This is a genomic window from Pseudomonas sp. JZ114, assembly GCF_051027705.1.
Taxonomy (GTDB): domain Bacteria; phylum Pseudomonadota; class Gammaproteobacteria; order Pseudomonadales; family Pseudomonadaceae; genus Chryseomonas; species Chryseomonas luteola.
In genome coordinates this window covers 1260525-1277802 of the sequence record NZ_CP069256.1, presented here as the reverse complement: position 1 = coordinate 1277802, position 17278 = coordinate 1260525, and the positions used below count along the sequence as shown (strand labels likewise).

Here is a 17278-nt window from a genome sequence, read left to right as displayed (position 1 = left end):
CGCAGCGATTACACCTATTCGAAACCGTGTGGCACCGACTACTTATCGCGCAGAGGTAAACCCGCCTGCTAGCGCGGTTGTAAGCCTGTTGACAGGTCTACATGTGTCACGCTTGCTTGGCATCACCTGCAGGTCCGGCGTCAAATCAAAGTCATCATACATCCACCTCTCGAAGCCATCGTGCCTCATGCACGTTTCCTCCGATTCACATCATTTCGTTATTCGTTGGCCGTGTTTAGGCCCCTCTATGGCGATATCACGCCGAACGCTTCGAGCCCGTTGCTCGCCTTGTGTGTCCTGTTTCGAACGCAGCATTTGACTGCGCATTGCGGCGTTTCAACGCTTTAGCCCTGCCCTGCAGCACAGCTCAACCATTAAGAACAATTAAAGGTGTGTCATGAAAATAAAAGGAATCCGCTGGTGGATGGTCGCCCTTGTCACGGGCGGTCTGATCGTCAACTACCTGGCCCGTAATACCTTGTCGGTGGCAGCGCCCACCATGATGAAAGAGCTCGATTTTGGCGCCGAAGAGTATTCTCACATCGTAATCGCCTGGCAGCTCTGCTATGCCTTCATGCAGCCTATTGCAGGTTATCTGCTGGATGCCATCGGTACCAAGTTAGGCTTTGCGATTTTCGCTATTGCCTGGTCAGTGGCGTGCGCAGCAGCGGCCATGGCCAACGGTTGGCAAGGGCTTGCGTTTTTCCGGGGCCTACTGGGGCTGACAGAAGCGGCCGGTATCCCCGCAGGGGTAAAGGCTACCTCCGAGTGGTTCCCAGCCAAGGAACGCTCGGTCGCCATTGGCTGGTTCAACATCGGCTCATCGATAGGCGCCCTGCTGGCACCGCCGCTGGTGGTCTGGGCCATCCTGCAGAGCGGCTGGGAGCTGGCGTTCCTGATCGTGGGCGTGCTCGGCATTGTATGGAGCGCCCTCTGGCTGGTGTTCTACAAACATCCGCGTCAGCAGCAACTGCTGTCCGACACCGAGCGGGACTATATTCTTTCGGGCCAGGAAGCCCAGCACAAGGATGAGACGCCTGCCAAAGCCAATTGGAAAAAGATTCTGACCAGCCGTAACTTCTTCGCCATTGGAGCGGCGCGCGTTCTGTCCGAGCCGGCCTGGCAGACCTTCAACGCCTGGATTCCGCTGTACATGATGACCGAACGTCACATGAACATTAAGGAAGTGGCTCTGTTTGCCTGGCTTCCCTTCCTGGCGGCAGACATCGGTTGCGTGCTGGGCGGTTACATGAGCCCCTTCTTCCACAAGCACCTCAAGGTCTCGCTGTTCACCTCGCGCAAGATCGTACTGATGCTGGGTGCCTTCTGCATGATCGCACCAGCCTGTACTGGCCTTGTGGCGAGCCCGTACACCGCGATTGCCCTGCTCTGCATCGGTGGCTTTGCCCATCAGACGCTTTCAGGAGCGCTGTACTCGGTGACTGCTGACGCATTCGGCAAGAATGAAGTGGCGACGGCTACCGGCATGGGCGGCATGTTCGGCTACCTGGGCGCCGCGGCGTTCACGTTTGTCTTCGGCGTGCTGGTGACCAAGGTAGGCTACAGCCCACTGTTTATCGTGCTAGCCATTTTCGACATCGTGGCGGCGTTGATCGTCTGGAACGTGGCAACCGACCGCTCTCACCTGACCGACACGCAGCCGGCTAATGCGAACCAGACACTCACTGGCGCCGAACCAGCCAAGAGCTGAGCCTGCTCCTGAATGGAAAAGCGCGGCCTGTGCCGCGCTTTTTTATACCTCTCGTTCCTGAAACACCGACTCCCCCTCAAGGGAAATCAGGTTCAGTTCAAGGTCCGCCCGCTCTGCCCACTGCTCATCGATCTCGGCTTTGACGGACACACCCAACGCACGGAAATCGTTGACCTGCTTGACCAGGTTGCCCTGCCCGCTAACGAGCTGCCCGCAGGCCTTGTGATAAGCCTCCTGGGCTTTTTCCAGGCTCTTGCCAATACCGTCCATGCTTCCCAGAAAGGTCCGTAGCTTGTCGTATACCCTGCTGGCACGGTCAGCCAGTTCGGCGGTGTGCCGGCTCTGGTCTTCGAAGCGCCAGAGCTGCCGGACAATATTGAGGCTGGTTAGCAGAGTGGTCGGGGTTGCGACCAGCACATTCTGTTCGATGGCCCGCTGGAATAAGGTCTCGTCTGCCTTGAGGGCCTCGACAAATGCCGACTCGATGGGTACGAACATGAAAACCATCTCGGGTGCATTGAGTCCCGGCAGCTTGAAATACTCACGATCCGATAGCTCGCGGATGCGCTCTCCTACCGCGCGCACATGTTCTGCCAGAGCGATCCGGCGCTCGGCCTCATCTTCACAATTGATGTAGCGGGTATAGGCGTTGAGCGAGACCTTGGCATCAATGATGAGGTGCTTGTTCTGGGGCAGATACACCAGGACGTCCGGCCGACGACGACCTGTCTCGGTGGTAAAGCTGACCTCACGCATGAAATCGGTGCCCTGACGCAAACCGGAGCGCTCCAGCACGTTTTCAAGAATCAGCTCACCCCAGTTGCCTTGGGCTTTCTTCTGGCCTTTCAAAGCGGTCGCCAGCTCATGGGCCTCCTGCGTGATCTGCCGATTAAGCTCTTTCAGATCGAACAGCTGCTGTGCCAGAGCGGCCTGCTGCTGGGTGTCCTTGTGGTGAATATCTTCAACTTTGGTGCGGAAGGCATCAATCTGCTCGCGAAACGGCTTGAGCAACGCATCCAGCGACTGCTGGCTGTGCTGGGAAAAGGTCTGCCCCTTCGCCTCGAAGATCTGGCTGGCCAGTTGCTCGAACTCCGCCTTGAGTTGCTCGCGGCTTTCCTTCAGGAGCTGAGTCTGCTCAAGGAAATGCTGTTCTTTTTGCTCAAGCGTGGTCCGCAAGGTGGCATGGTCTTCCACCAGTTGGGCGTGCCGTGTCTGTATCTCCCGGAGCATCTGCTGCTCACGGGCCTGCTGGGTGCGCTGCTCGGCAAGCTGTTGCTGCAGGCCGTCCAGCTGCGCGCGCGCCGCTTCAGCCGCGGCACGGTAATCTGACATCTCCAGCTGCGCCTGACGCGTCTGACCACGCAGCTCCGTCTCGCTTTGCCGGAGCATCTCGATCTGCTCTTTCAGCTGCTTTATGCGGTCACGCTCGGCATTCAGCTCAACCGCCTGCCGACTGTTGGCCACTTCCAACCGCTGGGCCTCACTGCGCTCTGCCTCGATCAGTTCCTGGGTTTCCTGAAGGCGCGCCTGCAAACCTTGCTGCTGTCTGACCAGCAACGCTGCCGTGACGCCCCACCCCAGCAGAGCCGCCAGCGGCAACACCAGGGAGATCAGGTTCAGCGAATTCATAGCCAGCCTCACAACGGATACATCAAAGCTCGCACCTTATGTAAGCCGGATGAGCCCGTCCAGTGCCTACGGCCCAGTTTTAGCGCGAAAGGATTATTTGTAGAGCAGCCTGGTAGCATTTGTACCGCCAGCCGCCACGTCAGCGATAACTCCCAAGCCTGCCCCACCCAACCTGCAACGCATACAGATTGGGTAAGGCGCTCCACGCCGAGGCCAAGGCCGATACGTTTTACATGTGAACGGGCTTACATCAGCATCAACCCACTCAAGCGCCTGACCCGGCGGGACACCGCCTCTTCAAAAACGCCTGTTTTGGATTCGATCAAGCTGAACCAGTCCCGGGCCCGGGTAACGCCGGTGTAGATCAGCTCCTTGGTCAGCACTGGGCTGATCGTATCCGGCAGGATCAGCGCCGTGTGAGCAAACTCGGAGCCCTGGGATTTGTGCACCGTCATGGCAAACACTGTTTCCACGGCAGATAACCGGCTCGGCAGAATGAAGCGCAGGCCGCCGCTACCGTCGTTGCGCGGGAAGGCCACACGAATTGCCTTGCCTGATCGATTGGCAGGCTCTGGCATACATAAGGCAATGCCGATATCGCCATTCATGAGGTTCAGGCTGTAGTCATTCTTGGTCACGAGTACCGGGCGGCCCTCGTACCAGCCTTGGTCCTGACTAATAAGCTCTGCATTAAGCAATGCTTTGGCAATCCGCTGGTTAAGGCCCTCTACTCCCCACGGCCCTTTACGGACCGCACAGAGCAGCTGGAACTCATCGAAGGCATCCAGCACAGCCTTGGCCCAGGCTTCCCAGACAGGATCATCCATAGGCAGGTCGTAACTGGGGCGAAGCGCCTGCATCACGCGCAGATAATGCCGGTAGCCATGAGGTCCTTTGGGTGAATGACCTTCTAGCACCAGCTTCTCCAGCGCCCTGTCTTCGGCATCGCGCAGCCGCAGGCAGAACAGGTCATCGTAGGTCTTTTTGACCAGCAGCTCACGTGCACCGCTGGCCTCCTGAAGATTTACCCGGCGCGCCAGCTGGCCGATACCGCTGCTGGAATTGAACCGGCGAGAATGACGTAGCATGACGACCTGCTGTGCCAGGGCATGCTGCTCCTCGTGACCATCTTCCAGCGATTCGTCGCTCAGGCACTCCCCGCAGATTTCCTCCAGCCACGCGCGAGTTTCCGGCGTGTAATAGCCCAGCTCGGCATCACGGCACAGATCACCCAGAACGGCGCCTGCCTCGACTGAGGCCAGCTGATCCTTATCGCCCAGCAAGATCAGCCGCGCGTGCTGCGGAAGTGCGTCGAGCAGGCAGGCCATCATCTCCAGATCGATCATGGACGCCTCATCCACGACCAGCACATCCAGCGGCAGCGGGTTGCTGACGTGATGGCGGAAATGACGGGTATCCGGGCGGCTACCAAGCAGCCGGTGCACCGTAGTAACGTCTACGGGAATATGCGGACGCACGGCCTCGCTTACACCCAATGACTGCACCTGTCGCCCAATGGATTCGGTCAGCCGGGCGGCAGCCTTGCCTGTTGGCGCCGCCAAGCGGATACGCATGGGCGTTCCCTTCTCGACAGCCGGAGCCTGAAGCAGCGCAAGAAGCCGGACAACTGTAGTGGTCTTGCCGGTACCCGGACCGCCGGTGATGATGCTGAACGCGCCTCGCGCCGCCAGGGCACAGGCCAGCTTCTGCCAGTCGGTCACGTTCTTGCCATCGATCAATGGACGCTCGGGAAACAGCGCAGCCAAGCGTGTGCAAAGGTCATCCGGCACAGACCCCAGGCCGGAGAGACGCAGCCGCAGGCATTCGCTGACACGGCGCTCATAGCTCCAGTAACGGCGCAAATATAACCGCTGGCCATCGAGCACCAGCGGACAGTCATCCACCTGACCGATGGCCACGATAGGACTGGCCTCCAGCGCACTCAGCCAGTGCGCTACGTTGAGAGCTGTCAGTACCTCGGAAGGCAGCAGCACCGGTTGCCTGTCTTCGTCGCCCTCCGGTGGCAGCGATAATGCCATGTCCGGGTTGCCCAAGGTTTCGGCGAGATCCAGACACACATGCCCATGGCCCAGCTGATGGCTGGTCAATGCCGCTGCCAGCATCACGCTCGGGTGGCTCTGCCCGTCGAGCTCATAAAGAAAGGATACAAAGGCGCGGTCCAGCGGCCTAAGCCACCCTCGCTCAACCCAGCGGTCCAGCAGCAAAAACAGATCCGCCATGCATTCAAGCGGCCGGAGGTCCGGTGTATGGGCCGTCAGTGCAGTGGCTATCCTGGCCGGCGCAGCGGCTGCAGCATCGGCTGACGCAGGCTCGTCGGCAAAAGCCATATCGAATAAGGAAAGCTGTTCTTGAGTCATGCGTATTCCCCGGTCAGTTGAGAACTTCCCTGAAAGCACAGGTCGAGTTCTTCGATCAGCTCACGTGGTGGTCGAGTAAAGAACACGCCCTTGCTGGCAGCACGACTGCCCCGCAGGAAAAGATAAAGAGCACCGCCCATGTGACGGTCGTAATCATAGTCTGGAAGACGCGCCTTAAGCTGGCGATGCAGCGCCAACAGATAAATGACGTACTGGAGGTCATAGCGATGCTCTAGCACAGCGCCCGCCATGGCCTCCTGGGTATAAGCGGCATCATCGGCGCCCAACCAGTTGGACTTGTAGTCCGCTACGTAATAGCGACCCTCATGCTCGAACGTCAGGTCAACGAACCCTTTAAACATGCCGTTAAGCAGGCTTCGCTCAACCGAGGGGCGTGGCTTGCCTGGCATGACGTAGCGACGCACCCGCTGATCGAGTGCCTCCGCCTCCAGCCGATGGGTAGAGAACCAGAACTCCATTTCGATCTGGTAGTGCGTGAGCTGGGCCAGCGTCACAGACGAGCCCGGTGAACCGAGCGGTAGACGCCTTGTCAGCAGCTCTTTCAGCCAATCGCTCAGGGTAGCAATCCAGCCTTCCCAGCCGCGCCGGTTGCAACGGCGTGCCACAGTGTCTTCGATCAGCTCGGACTGTTCGGCTATGTTCGCAAAACCCTCATTACCCGCCCACTCCAGCAGACCGTGCAAAAACGTTCCCGGACCCGGACCGCGGGGGAACCGATGCAGGTCGACTCCGCTGCTAGCTGTGGCGGGCTGGGCGTCATCGTCCAGGCGGTCATCGTCGAACAGTTTTTGTGCTTCCGGGCTTTCGGGTGACAGGTCGGTATGCAGAACGGCGGTCTCTGCCTCGTCAGTCAGCTCGCCGATGCGCAACGCACTATAAGAGGCAATCCACCAGTGCTCCGCGACTACGCGCCGTGGCTGGCAGGCCTTGAGCTCAGGCCGCACCTCTTCGCGAGGCGCGAAGCGTGCAGTGGTGATTTCCGGCAGCGGCCCCACCGAGATGGCCGGCAGTTTACCTGTCATCTCTTCCAACATGCCCGCCAACACACCCGAGGACGACAGCACCTCTCCTCCGGTCGTGAGATATCCCAGGGCGCAGCGGTGGAAAGCCGACTCCTTGCTCTGCCCGCGCTTAAGGTCAGCCACGCCCATCCAGCAGGCGTGTTGTGCACGCGTCAGGGCAACGTACAGCAGGCGCAGATCCTCGGCCAGACGCTCTTCATCTGCGGCTATGATCACCTCGGCATCCGGCGTCAGGGTCATCTTGGGTGTGCCATCGAGGTCGTGATAACGCACCGGAATACGGCTGCCGTCCACTGGACGGAACGAGCAGATAAAGGGCAGGAAGACCAGTGGATACTCCAAGCCTTTGGACTTGTGAATGGTAACAACCTTGACCAATGCCTCATCACTTTCAAGGCGCAGGATCTGCTCCTCGGCGGTATGACCTTCGGTAAGGTGCTCCGCCAGATAGCGAATCAGGGCCTGCTCACCATCCAGCTCGGTCGCCACGTGTTGCAGAAGCTCCGCCAGATGCAGGAGGTTGGTCAGTACACGCTCACCGTCAACCCGTGCCATCAGTGTTTGCGGCAACTGAAAGTCATGCAGAAAACGGCGCAACATGGGTAGCACGCCCTGGGTACGCCAGAGGGTCCGGTAGTGGCGGAACTGCATGACCCGTGACTCCCAGGCGCGCTCGTCGTGGTTAAGCCTGTCCAGCTCGGCCAGCGGCAGGTCCAGCGTGATACTGGCCAGCCCGGCACGGAGCACACGATCGACATCCGGCTCGGCGCACGCACGCAGCCAGGAGAGTAGGCAGTGTGCTTCCTGAGAGTTGAAGACCGAGTCTTTGTCCGACAAATAAACGCTACGTACCCCACGGGCCGCCAGCTGACTGCGAATGGCCTGGGCCTCGATGCCGTCACGCACCAGCACGGCGATATCTGCCGGACGCAGTCCACGCAGGCCTTTTTCCGGGTGCTCGAAACCGGCCTTGTCCTGTTGCCCCAGATTGAGCAGGCGCACAATTTCACTGGCAGCCGCTTGTGCCAGCTGTCCGAGGTAAGCGGTTTTGGAAACCGGCTCGATCTCGTTGGAGTGCCAGAGGGTTAGCGCCGGGATCCCCTGCCCCTCGGCCACCAGGCGTTCCTTACGACCCTGTGCTCTGACGGGCTGGAACGGCAGCGGATTTTCACCGTCTTTACGGAACAGAAAGGCGCCGCGTCCCTCCTCATGCTGCTCGGCCTGCTCGAATACTTGGTTGACGGCAGCCACCATGGCCTCGCTGGAGCGATAGTTGGTATCCAGTGTATGCAGGCGTCCTTCGGTGGAATAGCGTGCCTTCAGGTAGGTGTAGATGTCCGCACCACGGAACGCATAAATGGCCTGTTTTGGATCGCCAATCAGGAACAGACCGATATCCTGGCGGTTCTCCCCAATACGATAAATTGTCTCGAAAATGCGGTACTGCACCGGATCGGTGTCCTGGAATTCGTCGATCAGGGCCACCGGAAACTGTTCGCGGATCAGTTCAGCCAGACGCTCTCCTGCACCATCGCTTTGGAGGGCAACGTCCAGACGGGCCAGGAGGTCATCGAAGCCCATTTCCGCACGGCGGCGCTTTTCCAGAATGAAGCGCTGCTTGATCCAGTGCGCGGCGTGTTGCAGGAGTTCAACGTCCGGTTTGGGTAGGCTGTCCAATGCGGCCTTGAGCCGGCTCATTTCCTCCAGGGCCGGATGATTGGGCGCAGAAGCCTTGGTCCAGACCTCGGCAAAGCCCTCAGGTGTGAAACGCTCGAAGCCCTTGCCGATATCAAGCAGCTCAGCGGATTCATCCTGCGCCCAGGCGGTGATCTTTTCGCACCAGGGGACATACCACTGCGCCTTGAGCTTGCGCCCATCCACCACCTTGCGGGCACAGGCATCATCACACAACAGGCGCAGCTCTTCAGCCCAGGCCGCCCAGGGTGCCTTTAGCGCCTTGAGCAGTCCTCGCTTGCGCGTCAGGCACTCATCGATCAGCGTGCCCGGCTCCTGGTCGGCAATACCTTGCGTCTCGCCCACTATCAGCTCGCGTACAGATTCCGCCAATTGGTCAGGGCTGACCCAATGCTCGCGCACCCAGGCCAGTGATTCACCGTCCAGGGTGTAGCAGAACCGCCGCCAGTAATCCCGAACGACCTCAGCCAATAGCTCGCTGTGGTCTGTCTCCAGGGTCTGATTGAACAGGCTGCCGCTGTCGAACGCATGCTCGCGCAGCATGCGCTGACACCAGCTGTGAATGGTGGAAACGGCAGATTCGTCCATCCATTGTGCGGCCATTTCCAGCTTGCGTGCGCAGCCAGGCCACTGAGCCTCAGAGAAATCATCCCGTAGCGCTTCAATCAACGCGTCGGGCGCATCGATCTCGCCACGAAAATAGCGGGCGGCCTCGAACAGGCGCGCACGGATTCGGTCACGCAGCTCACGCGTGGCGGCGTCGGTAAAGGTCACGACCAGAATTTGTGGTGGCAGCAGCTCGCGGCCAAAGCCGGTTTCTTCGCCGCCATGCCCAAGAATCAGGCGTACGTACAAGGCGGAAATGGTAAAGGTCTTGCCGGTGCCAGCGCTCGCCTCGATCAGCTGGCTACCGCGCAAGGGAAAGCGCAACGCAAGCGGCCGGTCCTGGTGTGCAGTCATGCGGCGGCTCCTTGTGCTGGCTGCTCACACCAACCTGCCTCAAACATCGGACGATACAAGGCATTGCACCAACCCTCGAATTCCTCGCTGGCAGTCAAGGCGGTAAAGTCTGGATATTGGCGCATCAGAGCTGGGCTTTCGACCCGCTCGCCCTGGCTGTTCACGCCGTCGCCTTCATAGGCTTTACGAGCTGCCACTTGCGCCTTGGCTGGGTCCTGCTCTGCATTGAGCCAGGCGAAGGCGGTTTTCACCGCAACCGGCAGCGGATAGCGCATGCCGTTCTGCCATGCCAACAAAAGATCGCGCAACGCAGCGGCTGCCTGGGCGGTTTCCAGCGGAGCGAGCATCAGAGTTTCATCGGTGGCCACCAAGGCCGTCGTAAGCGGCACGCCACAGGCTGAGGCCGTCAGGTGCACGATCCATGGTCGGATCAGCCGATACCATTTACGTGTCTTGGCCGAACCGATTTCATTCGGAACAGGTGTAATTGCAATCAGGCTGCCATCCGAGCGGCGACGTAACCGCTCAAGCCAACCCTCCAGGCGTAGACCCTTGTGCTCGAAGCTGAGCGGCTGTGCACCTGCCACCTCTTCCGGCCACGCCACCATCAGGCCGGTATGGCGTTCAAGCAAGTCAGGCAGTGGCTGGATTAGCTCTTGCTGCATCAGCTCACCAAAGCCTGCCAGTGGCAAGAGACCGCTGCGCTGCAACCGTTGCCCTTGGGCACGTAGCGCCTCTTCGGCGCGTTCCGGTGCCTTCAAGGCGGCATCAAGCAGGCTTTCGCTCAAGGCATACCGGGTCAGGCCGTCGAGCACAAATGGCTCCTTGTCCTGGGTCGGGATGGCAATTTCTTCGAAATGCACCTTGAGCCGCTGGGAGAAGAAATGCCGCACCGGATGGCGCAGAAAATCCTGTAGCTGATTCAGGCTCAGCGGCTCGTCCTGCTCATGGGGCGGAAGTATGGGTTCCTGGCCTCGCGACGGCTGCTTGTCGTGCACGGCAAGCCACTCGCGGGCATAGCTGAAAAAGCCCGGCTCGCCCTGAAAATAGCGGATGCTAAAGGGCTGTAGCGGATGCTCCTGAGTCAACGCCTCAAGCAAGCGCTCGCCCTCCTTACCCTTTTCCTTATCAGGACCCTCATCTATCAACGTCCAACCTGCGGCCAAATGATCACGCAACTGGCCTAGCAGAACGGAGGCCGGTCGCTCACTGTTGTCGCGAATGCTACGGCCAATCCAGCTGATATAGAGCTGATCACGGGCAGACAGCAGTGCTTCCAATAGCAGATAGCGGTCGTCTTCACGGCGGGAGCGATCGCCGGGGCGATAGTCCTTGCCCATCAGGTCAAAGTCAAACGGCGGCTGGGCGCGTGGATAATCGCCATCGTTCATACCCAGGAGGCACACCACCCGGAATGGAATGGCACGCATGGGCATAAGGGTACAGAAATTCACTGCGCCTGCCAGAAAACGCTGGGACAGCTTGCCCTCATCCAACCCGGCGAGCCATGCCTCACGCACCACCGTAAGCGGCAACGTTTCGTCCAACTGGACCGCCTCGCAGGTGTCCAGCCAGTCTTCACGCAGCTGCTCCAGCTGGCCAAGCAAGTACTCGTCACGTTCGCTGGAAGACACGAAGAACGTGCGCAGCACCATTTGCAGACGCTCGCCCCATACTGCAGGAGTGGCAGGCTCGGCCAGCTCGTCATGGGCCTTGTCCAGCGCATCCATCAAGGTAACCAGCGGGCCGACCAGGGCAGCATCCAAGCCACCAATCTCGTCGAACGGCTCGATTTCATCCCGTGCCACGCCCTGCCCCACGGCATACCCCAGCAACATGCGCCGCAGACCGAAACGCCATGTGTTTTGGGTGAGATCATCCGGAAGATCCAGCCGTGCCCGCTGCCGGGCATCCAAACCCCAGCGGATACCGGCACCCTCGATCCAGCGATGCAGGGTCGTCAGGTCGGTGTCATTCAAGCCGAAGCGCTTGCGCAGGGCCGGGACGTCCAGCAGGTCAAGGATCTCGCTCACCGAAAAGCGGCTTTCCGGCAAACGCAGGAGATGTTCCAGTGCAATCAGGAGCGGATCACGACCACGCTGCCCCTGATCCGCTAACGTAAACGGAATGAAGCGCGGATCATGGCTGTCCAGCTGCCCGAACACGGCGCGAATGTGGGGCGCATAGCTGTCGATGTCCGGCACCATGACGATGACGTCCCGCGGACGCAACGTAGGGTCTTCCGAGAAGCGCGCCAGAAGCTGATCGTGGAGAATTTCCACCTCGCGCTGTGGGCTATGAGCAATGTGGAAACGAATGGACTGATCTTTAGTGGGATTGACGGCCGGCCAACGCTCGCGGGTTTCACTTAAGGGGCGCAGATCGAGAATATCGTCCTGCAATTGCGCCAGCATGTGCTGGGGCTCGACCTCTTCAAACAGGTCGATCCGTCCGCCGTTTACATCATGGAACAGGCGACGGTAGCCGTCCGGCTCATCAAAACTATCCAGCAGGTTAATGTAGTCACGCCCCTGCTTGCCCCAGCTGGCCAGTAGTGGGTGGCCATGTTGATGCAGCTCGTCCGGATCAAGCGCAGTGGGCATGCCGGGCTTGCGCAGCTGCCGCTTGTATTCGTGGCGCAGCAAATCTTTGTCCGCCACGATGTCACCCCAGTGGTGGCGGCACGGGTTGTGAACACACAGCAACACCTGACTGAAGCGCGCCAAGGCGGCCAGGGCTTCCAGGAGCTGGGCGGGAACCGATGAGATGCCGAATACAACGACCCGCCGCGGCAGGTGCGAAGGGGCTTGTTCCAGCGCCTTCATGGTGCTGATGAAGCGTTGATGCACCCCCGCCCGGCTTTCCGCCATGCCGTCATCGCCCACATCCGCCAGCAAGGCACGCCACAGCTCTGCCTGCCATTGGCATATCGGCGGCAGCGGTACGGCGCCATCACGTAGCTTGTTCAGTTGATCCTTGCCATTGGCCCAGTCTTCCAGCCAGTCGGCGCGGTACACCTGATACTGATCATAGAGATCGGCTAGACGCTCTGCCAATTGGTAGCGCTTGCGCATGTCGCTGTCTTCATCGAGAAAGCGCCGCAGCGAGGCAAAGCTTGGCCGCTCAAGCAGACTGGGCAACAGCCGCACCAGACGCCACGTCAGCGGCGTACGATCCAGCGGTGAAGACGCCGGAACGGTGTCACGGCCCAAGACCTGCCGGTATACCCGCCAGAGGAAAGCGGATGGCAGCTGCACATCAATAGCGGCCGCAATGCCGCAGCCGCCTTCGCCATCCTCTCTGGGGTCTTCAGCCAGGGCCAGCTTGAGCCACTGGGCGATGCCGTTGCTCTGCACGAGCACCTGCTCGTTTTCCAAAGGCGCGAGGGGATGATGGCGCATCCAGGCAACAGTCAGATTGCGCAGGTCCTCCAGACGATTGCCGTGAACGACCATAAAACCGGGCGTCAGATGAGCCGCGTCCTGCATGAATAAGCCTCTGGGTAGATCTGGAACTGCAAAAAAGGCAAAGCGTACGGAGATCACGGATCAAGAGCCAGACCTGTTCAAAGCCACCGGTAAGGTTTTCGTGCTGAATAGCGCTTTCTTGACCTCAGCAATACCACGGCAGACGGGCGTCTTACCGCTCGTCTGTTGAGCAGGCAGGGCCAGCCGGGCCAGCCCTGCCATCGACTCAAAGACGTATATCAACCCGGACCGGCTGAGGTCCGTATTGGCCGTCTACAAACGCGACCACACGCTCGCCGAGCCGCTGGAAGGTCAGGTCTATCTCCTGCTGGCCCAGGCGTAGCCGTTTCAGCTGAATACGGTCGATGCCAAACGGCAAGCGGGGTTGAGTGATCGTGACGCTTGCGGTGTACCCATCGATCTCTACGCCCAGGCAAGCCTGTAGCAGCATAAATACCGAGCCGGCGGCCCACGCCTGGGGTAGACAGGCCACCGGATAGGCAATCGGCGCTTCGCCCGGCGCACGTTCGAAACCGCAGAAGAGCTCTGGCAAACGCATCCCGAAATGGGCCGCGGCTTCAAACATGTTTCCGAGCAGACGTACCACCCCTTCCCGCTCACCGTAGCGCGCCATACCGGCGGCGCACAGGGCCACATCATGCGGCCAGACCGAGCCATTGTGATAGGACATGGGGTTGAACCGTACAGCGTCTGGCACCAGGGTCCGTACGCCCCATCCGGAATTGAAAGCGCGGGACAAAAGCTGTTGCGACACGGCCTGACCACGCGCCAGTTGAGGCAGCCCCGTAAACAAGAGGTGGCCTGCATTGGAGGCACGCACCGCGCACGACTCACCATGACCATCCAGAGCCAGGGCATAGAACTGCCGACCTTCCAGCCAGAAGTGCTTTTCCACCGCTGCCCGCAGATGCTCGGCCCGTGTGCGCCAGTGCGTGGCCTTATCCTGCTCACCGAGCCATTCCGACAGTTCAGCCATGCTCAGATAAGCCTTATAAGCATACCCTTGCACTTCAATCAGTGAGATCGGACCATCCGGTGTACGGCCATCGGCATGGAAAATCGAGTCATGACTATCCTTCCATCCCTGGTTGGCCAGACCACTCTCTTCTGCACGGGCATAACTGATGAACCCCTGTGCGTTACGCTCGGCATTACCCTCAACCCAGCGAATAGCCTCGTGCAGTGCGGGCCAGATTTCCTGAATGAACGCCCGGTCGCCCGTACGCCGGGCATAGGCTCCGGCCAGCATGACGAACAGCGGTGTGGTATCCACCCCACCGTAATAGCGACCGAACGGCAGCTCATTCAGCGCCGACATTTCGCCCTTGCGCGTCTCATGCATGATCTTGCCAGGCTCGGCATCCCGGAAGCTCGACGTTTCATGAGCCTGATGTTGCGCAAGGTAAGACAGCACCCCACGGGCCAGCTCAGGATTCAACCAGAGCACCTGATGCGCTGTGATGATGGCATCACGGCCGAACGGTGTTGAGTACCAGGGTACACCCGCGTAGGGATACGGCCCGCTAGGCAGCTCCGCTGTGAGCAGCGCCAGATCCGCACGGGACTTCTCCAGCCACGCCTGGAACAGACGGCCAGATGCCTTGACCTGAGCACCCCGCCGCTGTCGCCTGCGCATACTGCGCCGCGCTTGTGCAGCGGCCTGCCGATAACGTGCCCGCGAAGGCTGAGCCGGTTCTGGTCCAATGTCGATATACAGCTCCCAGCTTCCACGTCCTTCCAGAGCCACCCTGAACTGCGCGCCTTGCTCGCTTAACTCAACAGGCTGTTCGGAAAAACTGATGGCAGCACGGCGCGGCTGCTCATCGAGCCCAAGATACCGTAGCGTGACACTGCGCTCGGCCATCTGGGTATGCTCCTGCTCGCCCCGATGGCTACGCTGTTGTCCACGCACTTCAAACATGTCTCGGAAGTCCGCGCCAAACTCAAGCTCCAGCGGCACCTCAGTAGACAAGTCACTGTAGTTGGCCAGCAGGATGCGCTCATGCACATACCCCTTCCAGACAAAGCGCTTGCGTTCGATGTGAATCACGCCTTCGGGCGTCGTGCTTTCACCCAGCCGCGGCAACGGCTGGTTGGTCTGATGGGAGGTAAAGTAGACATTATCCTGACTGACCGACGCTGACAGCAGCGAGGGTCGCCTCCCCGCCACGGTCAATCGGTAACAGGACACGATGCGGGTATCGTTATGGAACAAGCCATCGTCCCGCCCACCCATGTCACCATAGGCATCTGCCACGACAAAAGTATCACCCTCCATGAGCACGAACAGGCGTTCGGGATGACGCGCCTGTTCGACCTCGCTTCCTTGCTGTGCTGACTGATCAGACATAAGGATTTCACCCATGGTCGTTACGCCGTTTGCTTGAAGTTGACTTCAGTGTTCCGATTGCCCGGCAGCTGCCGGTACAGTTCCAGATAGTGTCTGGCCATGGCCGTGGCGGAGAAGCGCTGCTCGAACACCTCGCGAACCCGACGTCGATCCAAGGTCAGGACCTGCCGCGCCGCCTCCACGGCCTGCTCTTCACTCGTTACGATATACCCGGTCACGCCCGGTTCCACGACTTCCGGCACCGAGCCACAGTGCCAGGCAATCACCGGCGTCCCGCAGGCCATGGCCTCGATCATCACCAGCCCGAACGGCTCAGGCCAGTCGATGGGAAAGAGCAGCGCCCGCGCGTTACCCAGAAATTCGGATTTTTCACTGTCACCAATTTCGCCAATGAACTCCACCAGCGGATCATCCAGAAGCGGCTTGATCTCCTGTTCGAAGTACTTGCGATCGGCGTTGTCCACCTTGGCCGCCAACTTGATGGGAACACCTGCCTGCCGTGCAATGGCAATCGCCCGATCAGGCCGTTTCTCTGGAGACATACGGCCCAGAAATGCCAAGTACCCTTCGCCCATCTGCTCATGGAACCGGTACGTGGACGCATTCAGACCGTGGTGCACGGTGCCATGCCAGTTGGCAAAAGCCAGCGGCGTGCGTTGGTGGTGAGAAATGGACACCAGCGGAAACCGGTGCCAACGCCGGTAGGCTTCCGGCAATCCCTTGAGGTCGAGCCGCCCGTGGAGAGTAGTCAGAGTCCGCTCGGCCAAGGGCTCGAACAAGGGGAAATGCAGTAGATCCACATGAAAATGCAGGACATCAAACTCATCGGCCCGCTCCTGCAACGTGTGCAGCATACTCAAGTGACTGGCAATATCAGACTTGAGCGGTGCAGGGTCCAGTCGTAGCGCCCGCTCGCAACCGGGCACAAGTTGGGCTGATGTGCGGGAGTCAGCGGATGCAAACAGAGTGACTTCATGACCCAACTCGACCAGCGCATCGGTCAGGTGAGCCACCACTCTTTCCGTTCCGCCGTAGAGACTTGGCGGAACGGCCTCGTACAAGGGGGCAATCTGCGCGATCTTCATCAATTAATCTCCTTGAAAAAAGGATGAACAAGGCCAGAAAGGTGCGAATGTTCGCTGGCAAAAATGCCGCGGAAAAATGTAAGGATCAGCCGATAAATTTCAAGCGCTGCCGAGTGGCAAAAGCCGCTCTGCTGACCAATGCCTGGAACCTCCCTGCGTTCAGGCACTCCCTCGTAAACCAGTCGATTCAGGTAACAGCCATGAGCAACATAAAAGGCAAGGTCATTGTCATTACCGGTGCCAGCAGTGGCATTGGCGAAGCCACCGCACGGCTATTGAGTTCAGAGGGCGCGACGGTTGTCCTGGGTGCCCGTCGGCTGGATAAACTGAACGCCATTGCCGAGGGGCTGCGAACCGTTGGCGGTCGCGTTGAGGTGGTGCAGATGGATGTGGCCAAGCGGGATGACGTCGAGGCGCTTATCCAGGCAGCCATTACGGCCTTTGGGCGGGTCGATGTGATGATCAATAATGCGGGCATCATGCCCAACTCGCGACTCGATCAGCGTAAGGTCGAAGATTGGGAGCGCATGATCGATATCAACCTCAAGGGCACGCTTTACGGGATTGCGGCGGTCCTGCCGATCATGCAGCAGCAGAAGAGCGGACACATCATCAATGTCTCGTCCCTGTCCGGCCATCGGGTGCGCCCGACCAGTGCCGTGTATTCGGCAACCAAATTCGGCGTACGCGCGATTGCCGAAGGGCTGCGCATGGAGATGACGCCCTACAACATCCGCAGCACGATTATTTCACCCGGCCCGGTCGATACGGAGCTGCCCAATAGCGTGACGGACGAAGACGTTGCCAAAAGCGTGCGGCACATTCATGAGATGGCTATCCCTGCCCTGTCGGTCGCCCAGTCCATTGCCTTTGCCATCGGTCAACCGGCAGCAGTCGATATCAATGAAATCCTGCTCAGGCCGACAGCCATGGAATAAA

Annotated in this window: 8 protein-coding genes; 2 read left to right on the top strand and 6 right to left on the bottom strand. The window is 59.7% G+C overall.

What is annotated here, in order from left to right; translation table 11 throughout:
- Nucleotides 1-397: 397 nt before the first annotated feature.
- Entirely contained in the window at nucleotides 398-1711 is a 1314-nt protein-coding gene (locus JQR90_RS05945; protein ID WP_010797515.1) for an MFS transporter, read from the top strand.
- Between the two features lie 42 nt (nucleotides 1712-1753).
- Here JQR90_RS05945 and rmuC read toward each other — a convergent pair whose 3' ends face one another.
- From rmuC to JQR90_RS05915, 6 genes are all read right to left on the bottom strand, one after another.
- Entirely contained in the window at nucleotides 1754-3340 is a 1587-nt protein-coding gene (gene rmuC / locus JQR90_RS05940; RefSeq protein WP_010797514.1) for a DNA recombination protein RmuC, read from the bottom strand.
- Nucleotides 3341-3585: 245 nt separating this feature from the next.
- Nucleotides 3586-5580: an exodeoxyribonuclease V subunit alpha gene (gene recD / locus JQR90_RS05935; protein ID WP_434140773.1), complete on the bottom strand. Its 1995-nt coding sequence runs from the start codon at nucleotides 5578-5580 to the stop codon at nucleotides 3586-3588.
- 134 nt (nucleotides 5581-5714) lie between these two features.
- Nucleotides 5715-9416: an exodeoxyribonuclease V subunit beta gene (gene recB / locus JQR90_RS05930; protein ID WP_434140643.1), complete on the bottom strand. Its 3702-nt coding sequence runs from the start codon at nucleotides 9414-9416 to the stop codon at nucleotides 5715-5717.
- Complete coding sequence (gene recC, locus JQR90_RS05925) at nucleotides 9413-12904, bottom strand: exodeoxyribonuclease V subunit gamma (RefSeq protein ID WP_434140642.1); 3492 nt, start codon at nucleotides 12902-12904, stop codon at nucleotides 9413-9415. Before recC ends, recB begins: the two co-directional genes overlap by 4 nt.
- 205 nt (nucleotides 12905-13109) lie before the next feature.
- Nucleotides 13110-15254 (bottom strand): amylo-alpha-1,6-glucosidase, encoded by a 2145-nt coding sequence (locus JQR90_RS05920; protein ID WP_434140641.1) that lies wholly within the window; start codon nucleotides 15252-15254, stop codon nucleotides 13110-13112.
- Nucleotides 15255-15274: 20 nt separating this feature from the next.
- Complete coding sequence (locus JQR90_RS05915; RefSeq protein WP_010797509.1) at nucleotides 15275-16339, bottom strand: glycosyltransferase family 4 protein; 1065 nt, start codon at nucleotides 16337-16339, stop codon at nucleotides 15275-15277.
- A gap of 200 nt (nucleotides 16340-16539) precedes the next feature.
- Here JQR90_RS05915 and JQR90_RS05910 point away from each other — a divergent pair, with 200 nt between their 5' ends.
- On the top strand, nucleotides 16540-17277 hold the full coding sequence (locus JQR90_RS05910; protein WP_037030824.1) for an SDR family oxidoreductase: 738 nt from the start codon (nucleotides 16540-16542) through the stop codon (nucleotides 17275-17277).
- Nucleotide 17278 lies beyond the last annotated feature (1 nt).

Coding starts and splice junctions, on each gene's coding strand:
- JQR90_RS05945 (WP_010797515.1), top strand. CDS start 398: ATGAAAATAAAAGGAATCCGCTGGTGGATGGTCGCCCTTGTCACGGGC.
- rmuC (WP_010797514.1), bottom strand. CDS start 3,340: ATGAATTCGCTGAACCTGATCTCCCTGGTGTTGCCGCTGGCGGCTCTG.
- recD (WP_434140773.1), bottom strand. CDS start 5,580: ATGGCGGATCTGTTTTTGCTGCTGGACCGCTGGGTTGAGCGAGGGTGG.
- recB (WP_434140643.1), bottom strand. CDS start 9,416: ATGACTGCACACCAGGACCGGCCGCTTGCGTTGCGCTTTCCCTTGCGC.
- recC (WP_434140642.1), bottom strand. CDS start 12,904: ATGCAGGACGCGGCTCATCTGACGCCCGGTTTTATGGTCGTTCACGGC.
- JQR90_RS05920 (WP_434140641.1), bottom strand. CDS start 15,254: ATGTCTGATCAGTCAGCACAGCAAGGAAGCGAGGTCGAACAGGCGCGT.
- JQR90_RS05915 (WP_010797509.1), bottom strand. CDS start 16,339: ATGAAGATCGCGCAGATTGCCCCCTTGTACGAGGCCGTTCCGCCAAGT.
- JQR90_RS05910 (WP_037030824.1), top strand. CDS start 16,540: ATGAGCAACATAAAAGGCAAGGTCATTGTCATTACCGGTGCCAGCAGT.